Genomic DNA, 18,519 nt, shown 5'->3' with positions numbered 1-18,519 from the left:
AAGAATTTATTCATCAACTGAACAACAGTTACGCAAAAAAAATCCGCCAGGAACAAATGAAACACGTTCAAATATTCCAAGCGGAAATTTCAATTTAAAGTTTCAGTCTAAACCCTGAACTGGCCAAGACGGCTGTCCATTACAGAAATATTTTCCTTTGTAGACTGCGCCAAGTCCGAAACATTCTGAGCTGCCGAACTTATTTGCCTTGCTCCCGCCGCCATTTCGTCCATGCTTCCAAGAATCGTAGAAGAAACATGCTGAACAGAATCCATTTCCTTGGAAACTTCAACAATTCCGCTGTTTACATCCTTGAATTTTCCGTTTACTTCAGAAGACTGGCTCCTCATGTCGCTAAGCGCGCTGAAAATCTGCCTAGAAGCATTTTCCTGCTCGTTCATGGCATTGTCAATTTCACGGATAATCGTATCGGTCGAATTCAAGTGCGTAACAATTTCACCGAATGCAGTCTGCGAATCCTTTGAAAGGGAAACAACATCTTTAATAGAAGAAGAAATCTGCTTTAATTCTGTATTGATATTTTTTGACTGCTGGCTTGAAGTTTCCGCAAGTTTTCTGATTTCATTTGCAACAACAGAAAATCCTTCGCCCGCTTTTCCTGCATGGGCGGCTTCAATCGCAGCGTTCATTGCAAGCAAGTTTGTTTCAGAGGCAATCTGCGAAATAATCTGGTTCGCCTTAATAAGCATTTTTGACTGGGCGGCAATTTCGTTGACTTTTCCGTCTACATTCGCAAGCTTTGTTTTTCCCTCGTCAACAGTTCCGCCAAGTTCCTTAAAGCTGTCAGACATTTTATGGACATTTGCAGTAACGGAAGAAATGTTTCCAAGCATCTCTTCAATTGCGGCGGAAGATTCAGAAATTCCCTGCGCCTGAGCTTCAATAAGACCAGACAAATCTTTTATGCTTCCGGCAGACTTTCCAAGAATTCCGGTTGTATTTGAAACAGAAAGTGAAAGATTTTCTGACTGCCTTTTTACGCCGGTAATGTTCGCCATAATCTGGGCAGTCGCGCTGGCAGATTCAGATGCGTTTGTTCCCAAATTCTGGCCGATTGAATCAAGGGAATTCTGAGCTTCGTTCAGTTCAACGATAATCTTCTGAATCATTTCAATAAATTTATTTATGTCAAGTGAAATATCATCAAATTCATTGTTCCATTTTATAGGCAAGCGCGCCGTAAGATCCGCATCTCCAGAAGAAAGATTGCTGATTGCCTCTCCGACGGCCTTAAGCGGATTTATAATTTTTGCAATCAGAATAGCCACAAGAATCAGAATAATAACAGCCGCGCACAAAACTGTAGCAATAAGAATCCGCAAGAATATGGAATAAATTATTTCATTCACAAGCGAAACTTTCTTGCCAAGGAAAAGAGTTGTCAAAAACCGGCCGTCGTCATATTTTAAAGGAAAATAGTATGTAAAGTAATCATCACCATTAATTTTAGCATTGTACAAAGTCTCTTTACCGGAAGAAGCCCTTTCTATCGGAGTCTTGTCAGCAATTTCCGTTCCAAGCATTCCCTCCAGCGAGGTAAAGGCCCTTTTTGTTCCCTCAAAAATTGTAAAGTTGCAGTCTGTTGATTTTGAAATGCGCTCAACAAATGAATTGTTCAGTATTTCCTTTTTAGTAAAGAACGCACCCACAACTTTTCCGTCTGACTCCAAAGGATAGCCGCAGATATATGAAACAACACCGTCAGCCTGCACAAAATCTGAAAACTGCTTTCCCTCAAGGATATTTCTTTTATTCTGGTCGTCTATTCCATGCATAACTCCTGCGTTTATTGCAGTTCCGTCAGTTCCCACAAAAGTGCAGGCATCAAACATAGAAGCGGCAATTGCATTGCTGAAAGTATCACGTATTACTTCTGGCTTAGAAAGTCCAAAAATTGAGTAAATGTCTTCAAGTGTTTTTAAAGTATACAATGTCGAATCTTTGCAGGTTTTCTTAAAAATATCAATTTCCTCATAAACAATTGAAACGCTGCTCTTTAATGACTTGTTAAAATAATCAGAGAAATCGGTTTTTATTCTGGAATAAACAATAACAGAAAGAGCCGCGGCATAAACCGCAAGCCCAATAATATTCGACAGCATAAGAACCGCCGAAATTGAAAATCTTTTTTTCATAGTACCCCCATATAATTATCCCCCCCCCGCCTATACAGCGCAAACCTCAACTTTTTATAATGCGCAAGTATAGCATAACTAAAAAAATATGCAACCATAAAGATTGAATGTCATAGGGCAAACGCATTATTATAAATGTATTCAGCATAAAACTGGCTCCCAGGCACGGTTTCCTGGTTCAAAATCGCGCAATAATGCGCTACACACTGATTGTTGCAAAGTAACTATAGAATTGTCCGCTCACGCGGCCGCAACAATCAGAGTGTTTTTGCTCCAGGAACCGTTCCTTTGTGCAAAGTTTACTTAAATTATTTATAATGCGTTTGCCCAGTTGAATCTCATTACCCTGCTAGACACTGGAATATGTAATAGATTTTCGGGTCAACCATGAAGATGGCACTTTTTACAATAAAGACAGCAAACTGATTTCAACAAAGAAGAAGATTTTGTTTATTTATCAACTTGATTTTTTCTATTAAAATGCCGAAAATTTAAAAACGGACTCTTTATGAAAACAAAGAATTTTATTTTATACACAGCTGCAATAATCTCATGTGCCTGCATTTTCGGGCAAAGCTACATAGAGCAATTCGATTTTTCCACGGAAACTGCAGAACCTGCTCCATCCGTCTACGTTCCATATTCAGACATAGAAATTGAGCATGAATCAATCATGGCGGCAAAAGCCCAAGGACACGTTTCAGAAAAAGATGCCGTAATGACATCTTCAAGCTTTGTAAACTGGACGAAAAACACATTTGCTTCGGACGTGGCTTTTAATATCGAAAAAGCGGGAATTCCACTTCCAAGCGGAAAATCAACTTCTGTAAAAGAAATTGAAATGAAGCTTCCGATTCTTGTAAAAAATCCGCTGCTTTCTCTTTATGTGGACGACACAAAAACTCTCGGCGACCTTGTTCTTGACGAAACTGTTACACTTGAAAGCCTCACCAGAATTATAGACAACAGCAAAAAGACTCCGGCGGTATTTACAAAAGACGGCCTTCTTTTAACAAAACACACAATCGACATGAACGACATTTCTTCAAGCCTTGTAAAGCACCACACTCCATACAAAAAAATGCAGCCGATTGACCAAGTCGCATCCAGGGAATACACAGGAATTGTTCTTGACGCGCGCGGCTCTTTGCCAGTCCATGGAGAATTCATAGAAAGCGAAGTTTATCCGTGCCTGTTCCCAAAAGTATGGACAGAAGACATGGAGCTTTTTTACGAGCGAAACATGGTTCAGCCAGAAATAGCAAAAAAATCAGGAATCGTAAAATACTCAAGCTCAGATTTTATAGAGGACTATGACGGAAGAGCCGGAAAAGATCCGCTTTGGATTACCGTAAAAAAAGTATACGGAATAAACAGATGCGACCCTGTGATTTCAAAAGAAGACTATTTAAAGATTGCTTCCGTTGAAAAAAACGTGGAGCTTCTAAAGAAAGGAAAAGTTGTAATTCTTTTGGACAAGGAGCAGCTTGAGCATAAAGTTTCTGTACCTAAAAAAGACAAAAATTATTACATCGCATATCACCAGATAAAAAAATATTTCTTTGAGCGAAAAATTCCAGACGTTGACCTGAACGAAGTCCTAACAGGAATTCAAATTACAATGCAGAACCTGCGCTTTATCGCTGATTCTTATGAGCTTCTTCCGCAGGAAAAACCGCGCATTGCTCAGATTGCAGAATCGCTTAAAAAAGCCACATCTTCCGGCGAATACACAATTCTGATTGAAGGACACACAGCTGATGTAAACAAGCCGAACGGGCAAATGACATTAAGCATTCAGCGCGCACAGGAAATAATCAAGGAGCTTGTTTCAAACGGAATAGACAAAAACTTATTCACGTACAGAGGATTCGGCGGAACAAAGCCAGTCGCAGACAACAGCACTCCTCAGGGAAGAGCCTTAAACCGCCGTGTAGAAATCATAATCATGCCAAAAGGCAGCTACATTCTAAGAGAATAGCATGAATCAGTTTTCACGCTCAGAGCTTATTTTTGGCAAAGAAGGAATTGAAAAGCTCAACCGCTCAAAAGTCGCAGTGTTCGGAATCGGCGGAGTTGGAGGATACGCGGTCGAAGCCTTGGCAAGAGGCGGAATCGGCAGTTTTGATTTAATTGACAGCGACACAGTAAGCCTCACAAATATAAACCGCCAGATTATAGCCACGCACAAAACAATAGGACTTTACAAAGTCGATGTTGCAAAAGAGCGCATTCTTGAAATAAATCCACTGGCAGAAGTAAAAACACACAAAGTTTTTTTCACGCAGGAAACAAAAGAAACATTCGACTTTTCAAATTACGACTATATAATAGATGCAATTGACACTGTCGCAGGAAAAATCGCGCTTGCAGAAGAAGCGCAAAAATGCGGAACAAAGATAATCAGCTGCATGGGAGCCGGAAATAAAATAGATCCCACACAGCTTGAAGTTTCGGATATTTACAAAACCAGCGTCTGTCCTCTTGCCCGCGCAATGCGAAAGACCTTAAAAGAGCGCGGAATAAAAAAACTGAAAGTTGTGTACTCCAAGGAAGAGCCTGTAAAAATAATCTATGACAGTTCCGCGGAAACAAAAGGAAATGCAGGAAGACCAGCTCCCGGAAGCACATCATTTGTACCGTCCGTAGCCGGCTTGATTATCGCAGGCGAAGTAATAAAAGACATTGTAAAGTCCTAGAACTTGCCGGAACAAAGCATAAGAAGACCTTCAACTATAGCCTTATGTTCATTCGGAGCAATTCTTTCATACAAGGAATCTGGAGTGTCGCCTGGCATTACAGGAACTTTTTTCTGCACAAGAATTTTTCCTGTATCGCATCCGCCGTCCACAAGATGAACAGTGCAGCCGCTTTCCTTTTCTTTTGCGGCAAGAACAGCCTCATGGACATTATGCCCCCACATCCCTACTCCGCCGAATTTAGGCAAAAGAGCCGGATGAAGGTTTATAATCTTATTCTTATATTCCTGAATTATTTTTCCCTGCAAAACGCTCAAGTAGCCTGCAAGAACAATTCCGTCAATTCCGCGGAGCTTGCACTCTTCAAGAACAGCATCAGAAACCGCCGCATTTTTTTCTTCACGCGAAGCTTTTTGAGCCGCTTCTTTTCCCATCACGGAAAAAGGACTTTTTACAACGCAGTCAATTCCGGCAGTTCTTGCACGTTCAAGCGCATAGGCATTTTTTGTGCTTGAGATAACAACGCAAATCTTGTAAGGACAGTCCGCATGGGATTTGTGATAATCTATAAGAGACTGAAGGTTTGTTCCTCCGCCTGAAACCAAAACAGCAGCCTTAAACATAGAACTGTGTCATTTCCTTGCTGCCCTTGAAGTCGCCCTTGATGACCTTGTCTGTGTGGCCGACGTAGCCAATCTCATAGGCTTTCATAACAGGAGCTCCCTTTACAGCGAATTTCTTTGCGTTCGCATTGAATCTCTTTAGGATTTCCGCAGCGTCCTTTTTGCTTACCGCAAGAACAAATCCGATTCCCATATTGAAAGTTGAGAAAACATTTTCCGGATCTGCGCCGCGCTTTATAAGTTCATCAAAAATCTCCGGAACTTCCCAGGAATCTTTCTTTATCATTGCAATAAGCTGCTTTTTGCCCTCTTTTGCGTGAGGGAACATACGCGGAACATTTTCATAGAATCCGCCGCCTGTAACGTGAACCATTCCATGAACACTTGAACGGAACTTGCTCAAAACGTCCATAACCGGGCGCACATAAATGCGTGTAGGAGTAAGAAGAACTTCTCCGATTTTTCTTTCTTTTCCGCCGATTGTAATTTTCTCCTCAAAATCTGTAACAAGCTTTCTGATTAAAGAATATCCGTTTGAATGCGGACCAGTAGAAGAAAGACCGATTAAAACATCGCCTTCTTTTATTTTGCTTCCATTAATAATGTCAGATTTATCTGCAACGCCAACTCCAAAGCCAGCCAGATCATATTTTCCATCATCGTAAAAACCTGGCATTTCAGCAGTTTCACCGCCAAGAAGAGCGCAGCCCGCATCTACACAGCCGTCAGTTACACCTTTTACAAGCTCGCCGGCAACCTTTGAATCAAGCTTTCCGCAGGCAATATAATCAAGGAAAAATGAAGTCTTTACGCCGCTGCAAAGAATGTCGTTAACGCTCATTGCAACACAGTCAATTCCAACTGTGTCATAGATTCCCATCTGAAAGGCAATGTCCAGCTTTGTTCCAACTCCATCTGTTCCAGAAACCATAACAGGATTCTTCATATTCTTTGGAACTGCAAACATTCCATTGAATGCGCCAAGCTCGGTCAGCTGACCAGGGATTCTTGCACGCTCAGACTGCTTCTTGTATTTGTCAACAGCCTTGTAGCCCTCGTTAACATCAACGCCAGCTTTCTTGTAGTCAAATTTTTCCGCCATGATTCCGTTCCTTAAAAAAATTATTTTTATAATATACAGTTTATTTTGTTATTATTCAATTACAAGAAAATTGACACAGTAAAATCGAGAATATCAATATAATCTCCGCAAAATTACGGTCATTTATGCGGGGATTAAACAATTATTCTCCGCAAAGCTAAAGCCGCAGTGTCATTGCTGTGTTAAGAGTTCCTAAAAACAGAACTTGACAAAATAATACTGTGTGAAATAGAATTTATTCATGGAGGCGAGCCTATGGCTACAATAATGGAAAAGGATGTTCTCCTGGAACTTGTTTCTTATAGCCTTGCAATGTTGCACAATAAAAGCAACAGCGATGAGCGAACAGACTCGGAAAGAGCGTTGTGCAGTCTGAAGCACAAACTTATAAATACAGATTTTAATGACATAGACTACAAAGCCACAACCACAAGAATCAAGCAGCTGGGAGCAATGTAGCCATGTATCTTATCAATGAACTGAACTGCACAGATGAAGAATTCAAGGACAAATTCAGGATTGTCTGGAATCAGATAAAATTGATGAATCCGTTTCTTAAGGCAGAGGAATCTCCAGAGGGCTTCGTTCTCGGCGGCCAGCCAGGAGCAGGAAAAACAACGCTCACAAATATGCTTTCCGCAAGATTGAACAAGAACATAATTTCCATCTCCGGCGATGACTTCCGCCCATATCATCCTCATTTTGAGGAAATCCAGAGCCTTTACAAAGAGGAGTCGCCGAAATACACATCGAAATTTTCAGGACGCATGACAGAGGAGCTTATAGACAAGGCGGTTTCTGAAAAATACAACATTGTTGTCGAGGGAACATTCCGCACTTCTGCGACACCTGTCTCGACACTGAAAAAGATGAAACAGGCCGGATACAGGACTGGAATCGCGATTCAAATATGCGACAAGGAGACCAGCTGGAAGTCGTGTCAGGAACGCTATGAAAAAATGAAGGAGACAAATCCGCTTTTGGCAAGGGCGGTTGACAAGGCCCATCACAACCTTGTGATAAGACAGCTTCCAGAAACGATAAAGTCAGTCTATGAATCAGGCTTTGCCGACAGCCTTGAAATTTATGAACGTTTCCCGAAAGATGGCACATTTGCTGTAAGAAAAATATTCTCTTCCGAAGACGGAAAGCCCCTTGATGTCAAAATGATTGAGGATGTCCTTGAAGGAAGAGCCGACTATAATAAAATGCCATAAGATTATCCAGTCAAACCGAACAATGGCAGCTAATCGAAAAATATTATAATAATTTCAGAATATAATCGAAAAATATTATAATATTTATTGATTAGCCTAGTTTTTTCATCTATATTAACATCATGACTGAAATTCAACGCGATTTAAAGAGCATTCTTAAATCAAGAATCGGAAAAGGGAAAATTATAATATTAATTGGACCGCGCCAAGTAGGAAAGACAACTCTTTTTAAGTCAATGATTTCAGAAGCAGGCTTTTTAGACACGGCGCAATATTGGAACTGCGATGAAAGCGATGTGCGCTCCATGCTTACTAAAGAATCTTCTGCGCACTTTAGACCGCTTATCGGAAAGTCAAAATTCATTGTAATTGACGAGGCGCAACGTGTAAAAAATATCGGGCTTATTTTGAAAATCCTCTACGAAAATTTCCAAGATGTGCAGTTCGCGGTAACAGGCTCTTCGTCCCTAGATCTTTCCAATACATTGAATGAGCCTCTGACCGGGCGAAAATTTGAGTACAATCTTTTTCCGTTTTCCACGAACGAGCTTGTCCATAATTCATCCATGATTGATGAAATCAGGCAACTGGAAACCCGCTTAGTCTACGGATTTTATCCAGATGTTGTTAACAATCCCGGTGATGAAAAGGAGATTCTCTCAAACATTGTCTCAAGCTATCTTTATAAAGATGTATTTGAATTTCAGGATATACGAAAACCCGCTATTATAGAAAAACTTGTTCAGGCACTAGCCTTGCAGGTAGGAAGCGAGGTTTCATTCAACGAGATAGGCAGGTTGCTTGGAATTGATACCCTGACTGTACAAAGATATATTGATCTGCTGGAAAAGGCATTTGTCATCTTTCATCTTCATTCTTACAGCCGGAATGTGCGAAATGAACTGAAGAAAAGCATAAAGATTTATTTTTACGACAACGGAGTAAGGAACGCTGTCATCAATAATTTTTTTCCGTGCAGCCTGCGCGCAGACATCGGCGGACTTTGGGAAAATTTTCTAATAAGCGAACGCATCAAGAATAATGCATTTCACAACAGAAAGGAAAAGTACTATTTCTGGCGCACAACCCAAAAACAGGAAATTGATTTTATAGAAGAAAAGGACGGAGTTTTTTCCGCCTTTGAATTCAAATACAGTTCAAAAAAATCCGGCGCAAAGTGTCCGCTTACATTCTCCAACAATTATCCTGAGATTCCATTTTCAGTAATTACCAAGGAAAACTACATCGAATTTATTACAGAAAATTAGCACGGCACTGCAACCAGAACATATTTATCGGATAATAATAATAAAACGTTTTTTTCATTCCCGTGCAAGCGGCACGGGAATTTCTTTTTGCACGGATCAGCTTCTATCTTCTAGCGCGCTTGAACATTTTTCCGTCAAAATAGAGGGTGTTTGAATCTTCAAAGCTTACACGGGACTGCAATGACTCTCCTGCTTTCTTTTCCGGCGTATTTTTGCTAGAAGCAGAGTTAATCTTTAGATATGCAGTATTTTCAAGCATTGTATATGTGCCGGAATATTTAAACTCTTCCTCTGGCAGTTCTATCAGTTTTCCTACCCGCGGCTGTCCAAATTCGTTTATATGATAGCTAAAAAGATCCATAGGATTTAAATCTATTTCTGTGCCGAAATCTTTATGATAGTAATAAGAAAACTCTCCAGACGCTCCGTCGCCTTTGAAAACAAGTTCCGCAAAGCCTTTTCTGTCATCCTTGTTATCGTCAAATCTCCATTTTCCAGGCAGCGTTCTTTTTAGGTAGCTAAAATATGCCTGCCTGTCGGCTTCCTTTATTGCATCGCATATTTTATTGAGCTTTTCAGCATACTTTTCCTCAAACTTGCCGCATAAGTCGTCATATATTTCTGAGTTGATTGTGAAATAATTTTCCATCAAGTCAGAAGAAGCTGGAGCAAGCTTTGCAAGCTTGTCCTGGTACTCTTTTATCATCTTGTTCGACATCTTAAAGTTCGGGTTGCCCACCGCATTCATTTTTGCGGAAAAGCTTTCCGTGAACTCATCTGTCTTTGAATTAAGCTTACTGTAAACAGATGAAAGCTGCTTAAGATAGTCTTTTTTATTCTCTCAAAGTTTTCATTTATAAAAATTCCTTTACACAAAACTCTCTCCGTGTCCTGCCGCACATATCCAAGTGCCATTCCCGTTATTACTTATATGTCATTCCTGCACTCGATGCAGGAATCTATTTTTTTTACAACAGCGCCTGCTCGCTGCAGCTGTTCCGTACCTGCTCCGCTGCGGCTTGCCGCCTGCGCTACACCGGCACTGCACCGCCGCAGCTCGCCATTACTTGCCTGTAGAGCGGACAATACGGAAGCCCAAGTTGTTGCTGGTGATATTGGCGTCGCTCCAGAACTCGTAGCCCACCTCGCAGTAGTAGGCGTTGCTGCTCCAGCCGCCGCAGTTGTAGCGTACGTTGCTGTAGTCGGGGTCGAAATCCCAGAAATACTCGTCCAAATCTCCGCACCATTCCCACACGTTTCCGCTCATGTCATACAAGCCGTAACCGTTAGGCTTTTTCTGCACAACTGGATGTGTCTTTTCTTCGCTATTTTTATAATACCAGCCCACTTCATCTAGGTTGTCGCTTCCGCTGCATTTAAAAACTTGTCCTCCCATTGCAGCCCACAGCCACTCCGCCACTGTCGGCAGGCGGTAGCCATCGGCTGTTGTATCGCAGGCAAAGTTCTTGTTGAACTTTTTCCATTTGTTTTCCGACCAGTCGCTCATTTCATTATTGTCCAAGCCCCATTGAGCAGCGTTTGTGTTTTCCTTGTATGAGTAGCACGGCTTTAAGCCTTCTTTTACACTCAGTTCGTTGCAGAACGCAACAGCGTCAACCCAACTCACGTTTTCTACAGGAAGGTTCTTTTCTCCCTTGAACTCGCTTGGGTTCTCTCCCATTACAGTCTCATAAAGCTCCTGTGTAACTTCTGTTGCAAGAATAGAAAAGTTCTGCCCCGGAACTGCAATCATAAGTTCGCTTGCCTTGTAGTTTTCCTTTCCAAGAACTTTCTGCACGTCAACCTTTTTCTGTCCGCACGAAGTGCACAGCGGAACTGTAAGCATAACAAGCCCGCACAAAAGCCTTGCAAAAGACAGCACGCTCTTGCGGCCGCCAGCCAAACTAAAACATTTTTTCAAACTCTTCATTTTTCTACTCCTCGTTAAAATGAAATTGAATCTATTAAAAACACCGCAGTGTTTTATGCTGTTTTCTTTTCATTCCCATGCTTAACACAGGAATTCATAAGCTTACTCATCTGCATTGCGCACAACGCGGAAGCCTAAAAACACAGATTTATAGCCAGCATAGTTGTAGTCCTTGTGGTCCACCGTGCAACGATTGGAATCAAAGCTCCAGCCGCCCCCTCTTAAACCTCATCTTTCTTCAAGCCGTCTGGCTTTTCCCTGTTTGTTGCAACCACAAAATCTTCACGCAGGAATCGCTTTAGCAAAAAAGCGCAGAAATACGGAATTGTGTAAAAACGCCCGTTAAATCCTATGTTTTTATTGCAAAACTTTATTCCAAAGCGCACATCTTTGTATGACGGATATTTTATAAGATTGTTAAGCGATACTGTCGCTCCGTCTTTTGCCTTTACTTCAACAGGAACCAAAGATTCCGTTGTGCGCACAAAAAAGTCCATCTCAAGCTGGGCATTTTCTTTTTTATAATAATATAAGTCAAAACCTGCCGTTTTTAGCATCTGCCCAACTAGATTTTCATAAATTGCACCTTTAAAAATCCCCAAATTCTTGTTTTTCCGTAAGTCCTCAGAAGACTCCTCATCAAGATTCGCCATTAAAAGTCCTGTATCATGATAATAAATCTTATATTTTGCCTCATCGTAGTTTCCTTTTAAAGGCAGGCATACATTGTTAAGGCAGAAGCAAAGGTTCACAACACCGGCATCTCTTAACCATTCTGCACAGCCGACATAATACCGCGACCTTGCGTTTTTTGCCACTTTTGTAATCTGGAACTTTTTGTTTTCCTGCGCTAGAAACACCGGAATATTTCTGTAAATATTTTTGATTTTCGTCTTATCAAGTCCGTCTGCATATTTCGTGATGTCCTCCTCGTAATCACGCACAAGCTGACTTTGAAGAGGAAGTATATTTGAGTAGTTTCCATCAATCAAAAAACGTTTTACAACGGCCGGCATTCCGCCGATAACAGCATATTCCAAAAAATAGTCATTCAGAAGATTCAATTCTTCTTTAGAAAAAGGCTCAAGATTCTTTAAGTGGGAATACAGCTCTTCTGTAAAACTTTCGCCATAGCCTTTTGCCCAAAGATATTCCTCAAAATCAAGCGAGTACATTTGGTAGTCAAGTTTATAGCCCACACTGTTTGAAGAAATCTGCCTGTAATTAAGTCCCATCATTGAGCCTGAGCAAATAACATCAAAGCGTCCGTCCTCGGCAAAAAATTTAAGGCTCGTGGAGCAGTCTGGATACTCCTGCAGCTCGTCAAAAAAAATAAGGGTTTCTTTAGGGATAAACTTAAACTTTGGATTATGAAAAGAAATGCGTTTTATAACCTCATCAGTCGAATAGCCCCGCAAAAAAATATCTTTGTATTCAGGGCTGTCAACAAAATTGATTTCCACAAAAGATTTATAGTTTTTTCCAAACTGCCGGACTGAGTAAGTCTTGCCAATCTGCCTTGCCCCGCGGATAATCAAAGGCAAATGATTTTCCGAGCTTCTCCATTTTGCCAGAAAATCCAGTATCTTCCGCCTGATTGCATTTTCCATGCCCACAGAATACACAAAATATGAACAAAATTCAAACGCTATACACACAAAATATGAAGAAAAATTCATCTATGATATGCACAAAACATGAATATTTTTCTATAAGGTTCAATTTCGACTTTTAAATTTTAGTGTCATTATAGGGCTTGCCCCTGCGATGTTTCTGAAAGAAACTCGGTTGATAATCCTCTAGCAAGATTGCCGTGCTTAGCATTTCTTTCTATATAATAAATGAGTTTTCAATCAATTTTGTTAAGTCCGTTTAACAAAATTGACCATAAACTGTTAAGACCACTTAACAACTTGAACAATATACTATAAAATCAGGTTATGGAAAAACTGATAGAACTTTTCAGAAAAAAAATGACCGGTCCACTTCCGGTCTTTGAGCGCGAACTGGAAAGAAAAATAAACTGGAATGCGCGGCTTATAAGCGTGAGAGGCTCAAGAGGAACCGGAAAAACAACGCTATTCCTGCAGCACATAAAAAAAACTTTCTCCAATAATCTGAACAAAGTTCTTTACGTAAACCTTGACAACGTTTATTTTTCAAACAATACACTTGTTGAACTTGCAGAAAAATTTGCAAGTCGTGGCGGCACACACCTTTTCATTGACGAAGTGCATAAATACGAAAACTGGTCAAAAGAAATCAAAAATCTTTATGATGATTTCCCAGAGCTTCATATCGCCTTCACTGGTTCTTCCCTGCTTGAAATTCTGAACGGCAGAGCGGATTTAAGCCGAAGAACTTTAGTTTATGAGCTGACCGGGCTTTCTTTCCGCGAGTACCTTTCGCTGATAAAAGCACATGATTTTCCAATTTTTACACTCGAAGAAATATTAAAGAACAACGAGCAGATTTCCGCAGAAATCGCATCAAAAATCAAGCCGTTTGAATTCTTTGACGATTATCTGTCATTTGGATATTATCCGTATTTTTTGGAAGGAAAAGACGATTATTTTAACCGCCTGAATGAGACACTGAACATGATTCTTGAAGTTGAGCTTCCCATGCTCCGCGGTCTGGAAATCGCCTATATTCCGAGGATAAAGAAACTTTTGGCTGTCATAGGAGAATCAGCCCCGTTCATTCCAAACATAACACAGCTTGCCGCAAAAATTGGAATCTCAAGGCAGACCTTGCTCATATATTTAAAATATCTGGAAGATGCAAAACTTATAAATCAGCTTTATAAAAAATCACGCGGATTAAGCGTCCTTGAAAAACCCGAAAAGATTCTCATGGAAAACACAAATCTTATAGAACTTTTTAACGGAGAAAACGCCAATACAGGTAGCCGCCGGGAAACTTTTGTTCTAAACCAGCTCTTACATTCCCATAAAGTTGATTTTTCAGAGGAAAGCGATTTCTTTGTAGACTCAAAATACACTTTTGAAGTAGGCGGAAAGAACAAAAAGCGCAAACAAATTCAAGAAATTCCAGACTCATACATTATCGCCGACGACATAGAATTCGGCACTGACAGGCGGATTCCTATCTGGCTGCTGGGCTTTATGTACTGATTTTTTTACTATACTGGCCGGACAAGAAAAAAACGGTACAAAATAGAACTTTGCACCGTTTTAAATTAAAAACCAAGTTTTTGATGGTTTCTGGTTATTCTACATTGCCGTTTACTATCTTGTAGCCATATTTTATTTCATCTTTTTTAAGAAGGGAATCCAAAGATGAAGTGCCGCCTTTTTTAGCCTTTACTTCAACCGGCACAACAGAACATTCTTTTTCAATCAAAAGCTCAACCTCACTGGAGCTGTCATCACGCTTAAAATAATCAATATTATACATCATAAAATTAAATTGTATAGTCCAATAAACAAAAATCATCAAAAATTGTATATCAGAGTAAACAATCCTAAAATAGTCAGCCGAGTAGACCGTTTTTGCCTTGCCGCCCGCCACTGCCTCTCTTAAAAATTTAATCCCCCATCAGCCAATCCAATGCGTTCATTCTGGCTATTCCGTTGTAGTCGCCCGGCGTCAGAATCAGCTTTATAAATTCTTCCGCGACGCTGTCTATCAGCTCGCAATGCAGAACATCTGAATGGGTATATATTCTTTTCACAACACTCTTGCCCAATGTATTTACAATATATGCTCTCTTTTATTTTTGTCTGCGGCCAATAAATTCGATTAAGCTGCAAGTATAAAACAGCGCGTTGCCCACCTTGCAGCCTGATTTTCAAGCAGCGTACAGATTGCAATTCCTATCTTTTATATCATTCCTAATTCACAGAATATAAGATTAATCACAAAATTCCAACAATAATTATCTCAAAAATCACATTTTTCCATATAAATAAAGTGATTATATCACATTTTTCCTATAGATTATACAGCCAAGCTGGATAACGGCAAGATGAATTTTCCAGGGGATGTCTAATAAGTATCTTTTCTGTCATTGTCGGCCTTGACCCGAAAATCTAAATGCGTATATTGCAATCATTTTTAGATTGTCTTATCAAGTCCGACAATGACAAATTGACAGATTGACAACGAGACTAAAAAAGGCTGCCCGTTTGGACAGCCTGTCTTTTAGCAACTATAAAATGCTATTTTTTTAACCTTACAGTTTTTTATATTCATCGCAGTCAGGGTCAAAAATGAATTTGTACTCTGTGCCTGTTTTCATATTGTAAGGCTCTGATTTCAGTGTGGCAGGAAGGTTTGCGAAATTAATTGTGATGTATCCATTTTCTTCGTTTTGTTTATTATAATCACCATTTAATTCCTTCAAAGTTTTTGTTGCCGTTTTTACAGTGTATGAACCATTAATTTCGTCACCAGAGAAAGTTTTTTCTTTTGCATCTAGTTCTATTTCCCAGTAATTTCTTTTGCCAACATTTAGTTCTATTTTTCCATCATCAAAATCTGCTCTAAGTGCAGCATTTTCCGCATAAACGAATTCAGAACCTTCAACATCTTTGTCATCGCCAAAGTAGTCGCCCAAAAGAATATTGCCATCATCCTTTACGAAATAGCACTTAGAAATATTTTCTGCAAATATATTCTCATCGCCTAACTGTTCTTTTGCTTCTGCAACAGTGCAGCCGTTATCTTTTGCAAAATATTTGTACACATCATCCATTGAAGTCATTTTTTCGCCATCGACAGTCCAAGAAACAATGTTCAAATAAAGAAGCCCGGTATTTGCATTGCAAGTGTATTTGTATTCTGTTATTTCTGTTTTTGGTGATTCTCCTGTTGGCTGCTTAACTTCTGTTTCTGTAACAGTGCCGTCTTTAAAGACATAAGTAATTGTCTTAGTCTTTTTGTCATCTGTCTGTGAATACCGATAAGAGTTTCCGGCAAGAACATTTTCTCCTACAGAAGGTAGCAAACCATTTGTGCTGCTATCAGAAGATGGTTTGCCATTTGTGCTGCTATCATCATCGTCTGAATCACTGCCATTAGAGCATGATGCGAATACGAACGCAAATGCAAGAAGCATAAGCGCTGTGCAAATTTTTTTTAAAGCTTTCATAAAAAGCCTCCTTGTAAAAAATAAAATATGTGGCATTTTACATCGGGGGGGGGGTGTCAAGTGGTTATGTAAAAAATGTAGCCTTTGTCCGCCCTGCAAGCGTCTACAACATCATGAAAGAGTACGATTTGGTCCATAAATGGGCTAAGAATGAAGGAGAAGCAAAGAAAAAAGGCTTTGACCAGCCCGAGGCTCCGCATGAGCAGTGGCATACAGATATTTCATACATCAAGGTTCCTGGTGTGTTTTATTATTTTATCAGCATAATGGACGGCTACAGCCGAAAAATTCCGGACTGGGCATTATGCGAAAACATGGAGGGAATAAACATTGAGCTTCTGGTTGCAAGAGTAAAGGAAAAGTATCCGGAAGCAAAAGCACGAATCATCCACGACAACGGAAAGCAGTTCATTTCAAAAGACTTCAAATCTTTGGTTTCTCTGCTGGAACTTTACGAAACGGCAGCGAGAGTCTGTCATCCGCAGAGCAACGGCAAATTGGAAAGATTTCATTCAACGCTGAAAACTGAACATGTCCGTAAGACTCCATACTTCAGTTATGAAGATGCAAAAGAAAAGATGGCACAGTGGATTGATTTTTACAACAACGGGCGTCTTCACAGCGCACTTCTTTATCTGACTCCAGCGGATTATTTTGAAGGCAGAAAAGAATCAAGGCTTGCAGAACGAAGAGAAAAACTTCATACTGCAGATATCAACAGAAAAGCTTATTGGCTGCAACAGCAGCAGGCTTAAACCACCTTATAAGCTTTCCTAAAAAAGTCCAAGTTCACTTTGGGCAGGACAAACCTTGCGAACGACACTGGAACTCTCGATGTGATTGGCGTAAAAATTCCCCGGAACGCAGAAAACTTGCAGGAATTCTGCTCGCTTATGAAAAACGAGGAGGAGAGGATTTCCGGGAATTTCGCCGCTTTGTAATTTTTTCCGATTTTCTTTTTCAGCCGGAATCATGCTTCTGCAAAAATCATGTCCGCTGTTTTTTCTTGACAACAGAGCGGTGTGAATTGTAGCATTTATCGAGGAGCCTGCATTGCGGGTTCAATTTGTTGCAGAAAAGTCAAGTTGACTTTTTTTGGAGGGTGCAATAAAAACTTTGCCTGAAATGGCGTCAAAGTTTTTATTCACAAGTTTGCGTTGCAAACTTCTTGAATTTAACTGCATATTCTCATTTCATTGCGAATATGCTTAAAAAGTCAAATCGAAAATTGAAATTTTCTCATTGACTTTTTTTGGAGGAAAAATGAAAAAGATTCTTACAATCGCGGTGAGTGTTCTGCTTATCGCCACATCAGCGTTTGCCGCCGGAAAGAAGAAGGATTCCAAGAAGTCGAATCTCAGGGTCGGAATGGTTACGGACTCCGGAACAATCGATGACAAGTCCTTCAATCAGGGAACTTGGGAAGGAATTCTCCGCGCCCAGAAGGACATGGGCATAAAGACAAAGTACCTCAAGCCTGCCGGAACAACCGAGGCGGACTATCTCAAGGAAATCGGAAACCTTGCGGATGCCGGCTATCAGATGATTATCTGTCCGGGATTCAAATTCGAGACGGCCGTTTATGCCGCTCAGAAAAAATATCCGAACGTTCTTTTTGTTCTTCTTGACGGAAAACCTCACACTGCCGACTACAGCACTTTCGAGACTGCGAAGAACACTGTCGCCGTCTCATGGCTTGAGCAGGAGTCGGGATTTGTGGCAGGAGTTGCCGCGGCGGTTCAGATTAAGGAAGGAAAATTCGGATTCATCGGCGGAATGGAGATTCCTGCGGTTCAGAAATTCAACTGGGGATGGCAGCAGGGAATCGCCTATGCGAACGCCAACTACGGAACAAAGATTTCGATTGACGCGGAGAACGTTGTCTATCAGGGAACTTTCTCTGATGTCGCTGCGGGACAGCAGCTTGCGGCCTCAATGTACGACAAGGGCGTGAAGGTTGTGTTCGCGGCTGCAGGCGGTGTGGGAGTCGGAGTCATCAACGAGGCAAAGACACGCCGCTCAACCGGAAAGGATGTGTGGATGGTCGGAGTTGACGTTGACCAGTACAACGACGGAATCTACGCAAAGGGAAAGAGCGCGGTTCTCACTTCCGCACAGAAATTCCTTGACCGCGCGTCCTACGACATGATCGAGGCGCAGCTTGCAGGAAAATTCCCGGGCGGACAGGAGCTTGAGCTTTCCGCTGCGAACGACGGAATCGGAATTCCTGTGAAGAATCCGAACCTTTCCGCGGATGCACAGAAAAAGGCCGACGAGGTTCTTGCCCTCATAAAATCAGGCGGAATCAAAGTCGCAGCTTCCGCTGACGGACTCATAAAATAAGACTTCAATTTCAGTTTGAAGGGCCTCCGGCATAAAACCCGGGGGCTTGTTTTTTTTTGCACGGA

Annotated in this window: 18 protein-coding genes; 9 read left to right on the top strand and 9 right to left on the bottom strand. The window is 40.8% G+C overall.

Annotation, left to right across the window (positions count from 1 at the left end; all coding sequences use genetic code 11):
- Positions 1–107 precede the first annotated feature (107 nt).
- A complete protein-coding gene (locus tag TRESU_RS14150) occupies positions 108–2,156 on the bottom strand; it encodes a methyl-accepting chemotaxis protein (RefSeq protein ID WP_013701100.1) in 2,049 nt (682 codons plus the stop codon).
- A gap of 508 nt (positions 2,157–2,664) precedes the next feature.
- Between TRESU_RS14150 and TRESU_RS04445 the strand changes: the two genes are divergently transcribed.
- Positions 2,665–4,137, top strand: coding sequence for an OmpA family protein (locus TRESU_RS04445; RefSeq protein WP_013701099.1), 1,473 nt, complete (start codon positions 2,665–2,667; stop codon positions 4,135–4,137).
- Between the two features lies 1 nt (position 4,138).
- Positions 4,139–4,855 (top strand): tRNA threonylcarbamoyladenosine dehydratase, encoded by a 717-nt coding sequence (locus TRESU_RS04440; protein ID WP_013701098.1) that lies wholly within the window; start codon positions 4,139–4,141, stop codon positions 4,853–4,855.
- Here TRESU_RS04440 and purN read toward each other — a convergent pair.
- Positions 4,852–5,478: a phosphoribosylglycinamide formyltransferase gene (gene purN, locus TRESU_RS04435; RefSeq protein WP_013701097.1), complete on the bottom strand. Its 627-nt coding sequence runs from the start codon at positions 5,476–5,478 to the stop codon at positions 4,852–4,854. The genes TRESU_RS04440 and purN overlap by 4 nt on opposite strands.
- Positions 5,471–6,580, bottom strand: a complete 1,110-nt coding sequence (gene purM, locus TRESU_RS04430) for a phosphoribosylformylglycinamidine cyclo-ligase (protein ID WP_013701096.1) — start codon at positions 6,578–6,580, stop codon at positions 5,471–5,473. The genes purN and purM overlap by 8 nt, the downstream gene beginning before the upstream one ends.
- 255 nt (positions 6,581–6,835) lie before the next feature.
- Between purM and TRESU_RS04425 the strand changes: the two genes are divergently transcribed.
- The 3 genes from TRESU_RS04425 (at position 6,836) to TRESU_RS04415 (ending at position 9,065) form a co-directional block, all read left to right on the top strand.
- Positions 6,836–7,039 (top strand): hypothetical protein, encoded by a 204-nt coding sequence (locus TRESU_RS04425; protein WP_013701095.1) that lies wholly within the window; start codon positions 6,836–6,838, stop codon positions 7,037–7,039.
- Positions 7,040–7,041: 2 nt separating this feature from the next.
- Entirely contained in the window at positions 7,042–7,797 is a 756-nt protein-coding gene (locus tag TRESU_RS04420) for a zeta toxin family protein (protein WP_013701094.1), read from the top strand.
- Positions 7,798–7,919: 122 nt separating this feature from the next.
- Positions 7,920–9,065 carry an ATP-binding protein gene (locus TRESU_RS04415; protein ID WP_013701093.1) on the top strand — a complete coding sequence of 382 codons (1,146 nt, stop codon included), beginning with the start codon at positions 7,920–7,922 and terminating at the stop codon, positions 9,063–9,065.
- A gap of 103 nt (positions 9,066–9,168) precedes the next feature.
- Here the strand turns inward: TRESU_RS04415 and TRESU_RS04410 are convergent, their stop codons facing one another.
- The 3 genes from TRESU_RS04410 to TRESU_RS04400 all read right to left on the bottom strand — a co-directional run bounded on the left by TRESU_RS04410 (position 9,169) and on the right by TRESU_RS04400 (position 12,605).
- A complete protein-coding gene (locus TRESU_RS04410; protein ID WP_013701092.1) occupies positions 9,169–9,813 on the bottom strand; it encodes a hypothetical protein in 645 nt (214 codons plus the stop codon).
- Between the two features lie 315 nt (positions 9,814–10,128).
- On the bottom strand, positions 10,129–10,995 hold the full coding sequence (locus tag TRESU_RS14145) for a formylglycine-generating enzyme family protein (protein ID WP_013701091.1): 867 nt from the start codon (positions 10,993–10,995) through the stop codon (positions 10,129–10,131).
- A gap of 221 nt (positions 10,996–11,216) precedes the next feature.
- Positions 11,217–12,605, bottom strand: a complete 1,389-nt coding sequence (locus TRESU_RS04400) for an ATP-binding protein (RefSeq protein ID WP_052299620.1) — start codon at positions 12,603–12,605, stop codon at positions 11,217–11,219.
- Positions 12,606–12,935: 330 nt separating this feature from the next.
- Between TRESU_RS04400 and TRESU_RS04395 the strand changes: the two genes are divergently transcribed.
- On the top strand, positions 12,936–14,132 hold the full coding sequence (locus tag TRESU_RS04395) for an ATP-binding protein (protein ID WP_013701089.1): 1,197 nt from the start codon (positions 12,936–12,938) through the stop codon (positions 14,130–14,132).
- Between the two features lie 94 nt (positions 14,133–14,226).
- On the opposite strand, the gene TRESU_RS14890 is transcribed toward TRESU_RS04395, so the two are convergent.
- The 3 genes from TRESU_RS14890 to TRESU_RS04385 all read right to left on the bottom strand — a co-directional run bounded on the left by TRESU_RS14890 (position 14,227) and on the right by TRESU_RS04385 (position 16,111).
- Complete coding sequence (locus TRESU_RS14890; RefSeq protein WP_148228256.1) at positions 14,227–14,418, bottom strand: hypothetical protein; 192 nt, start codon at positions 14,416–14,418, stop codon at positions 14,227–14,229.
- A 127-nt stretch (positions 14,419–14,545) separates the two neighbouring features.
- Positions 14,546–14,692: a hypothetical protein gene (locus TRESU_RS15110; protein WP_169309742.1), complete on the bottom strand. Its 147-nt coding sequence runs from the start codon at positions 14,690–14,692 to the stop codon at positions 14,546–14,548.
- Positions 14,693–15,193: 501 nt separating this feature from the next.
- Entirely contained in the window at positions 15,194–16,111 is a 918-nt protein-coding gene (locus TRESU_RS04385) for a hypothetical protein (protein WP_013701088.1), read from the bottom strand.
- A gap of 29 nt (positions 16,112–16,140) precedes the next feature.
- Here TRESU_RS04385 and TRESU_RS04380 point away from each other — a divergent pair, with 29 nt between their 5' ends.
- The 3 genes from TRESU_RS04380 (at position 16,141) to TRESU_RS04370 (ending at position 18,454) form a co-directional block, all read left to right on the top strand.
- A complete protein-coding gene (locus TRESU_RS04380; protein WP_245535707.1) occupies positions 16,141–16,866 on the top strand; it encodes an integrase core domain-containing protein in 726 nt (241 codons plus the stop codon).
- A 39-nt stretch (positions 16,867–16,905) separates the two neighbouring features.
- On the top strand, positions 16,906–17,052 hold the full coding sequence (locus TRESU_RS15105; protein WP_169309741.1) for a hypothetical protein: 147 nt from the start codon (positions 16,906–16,908) through the stop codon (positions 17,050–17,052).
- Between the two features lie 322 nt (positions 17,053–17,374).
- Positions 17,375–18,454 carry a BMP family lipoprotein gene (locus TRESU_RS04370; protein ID WP_013701086.1) on the top strand — a complete coding sequence of 360 codons (1,080 nt, stop codon included), beginning with the start codon at positions 17,375–17,377 and terminating at the stop codon, positions 18,452–18,454.
- Positions 18,455–18,519: the final 65 nt, after the last annotated feature.

This window comes from Treponema succinifaciens DSM 2489 (assembly GCF_000195275.1).
Classification (GTDB): domain Bacteria; phylum Spirochaetota; class Spirochaetia; order Treponematales; family Treponemataceae; genus Treponema_D; species Treponema_D succinifaciens.
The sequence above is the reverse complement of the archived record's forward strand: the minus strand, read 5'-3'. Positions and strand labels throughout refer to the sequence as shown.